Annotated in this window: 2 protein-coding genes; both read right to left on the minus strand. The window is 22.1% G+C overall.

Annotated elements, in window-relative coordinates; translation table 11 throughout:
• The coding region (locus ACTT9D_RS07410; protein WP_440931141.1) for a hypothetical protein at positions 1-427 on the minus strand (427 nt) is incomplete at its 3' end.
• A partial coding sequence (locus tag ACTT9D_RS07415) for a WecB/TagA/CpsF family glycosyltransferase (RefSeq protein WP_440931142.1) occupies positions 420-1,061 on the minus strand: 642 nt, incomplete at its 5' end. The genes ACTT9D_RS07410 and ACTT9D_RS07415, both read right to left, overlap by 8 nt.

Raw genomic sequence — 1,061 nt, forward strand, 5'->3', positions numbered from 1 at the left:
TTTTTAATAAATTGGTTGAAAAAATTATATCCTCATATCTAAATTTTAAAATGACACAACTTATTTGATAAAATATTGGAAATATATATTTACGTAAAAAAAAATTTGAATTTTTTTTTTCAATAAATTTTGAGCCACCTGTAATTGGACCTATAATTGTTTTGGGTGGGAGTAGTAAAAAAATCAAAAAATTCCATAATGGTAGATAATTTACATAAGCAACACGTATACTTTTTAGATAATAAAACCAACAACATATAACGCCTAAAAATGGAGTAATATATTGAAACTTATTTATAAATTTATTTTTTATTAAATGTATATGGTTTTTTTTTTTTAATTCATTTACAAAAAGATGTGCAAGATTTCCTTCTCCCGAAGATTTTGAAAAATCACACGCCCACACATATATTTTTTTATTAGTCAATTTTTAAAAATCTTATTTGGTTATACTTATTATATATTAATTTGTTTTTAGTATAAAAATAAAATGTAGATAATAATCTATAAGTTCTTCTAAATGGATCAGTTTTTAGTCTCCATAAAAATTCAAAGTTTCTCATAAATTTTGGAACAGTTTTTTCTTCACCAGAAGCAATTGATAATGATGCTCCTATACATATTATTTTAAAGCATTTTAATTTTTGAGATAAAAAATCAGCAAATTGTTCTTGTTTTGGAGTTGGAAGTGTTATTAATATTAACGTTTCTCTAGGGTTTATAATATTTATTTTTTGTTTAATTAATTTTTCTATCTCAAGATAAGGTAATTTGACATGATCTATTTTTAATTTAAATTTTTTAATCAAATATTTTTTTGATTTGCCAGTCATATTTCCAATAACAGTTATTCTTTTAATTTGTTTCGGCAAAACTAATTCATCTAATATTTGTCTCCCAGGTTTTTTTTCTAAATTAATATGTCTTTTTGCCCATATACCATCCATCCAGTGATAAAGATCATAATTAAGATTTAATTTATTTATTCCAAAATAACCAAGATAGGCAAGATTTAGCCCTGATAGAATAAATCTTTTTTTAATAATTAATGAATTTACATT

Origin of the sequence: Candidatus Pelagibacter sp. (genome assembly GCF_052049815.1) — a bacterium.
Taxonomy (GTDB): Bacteria; Pseudomonadota; Alphaproteobacteria; order Pelagibacterales; family Pelagibacteraceae; genus Pelagibacter.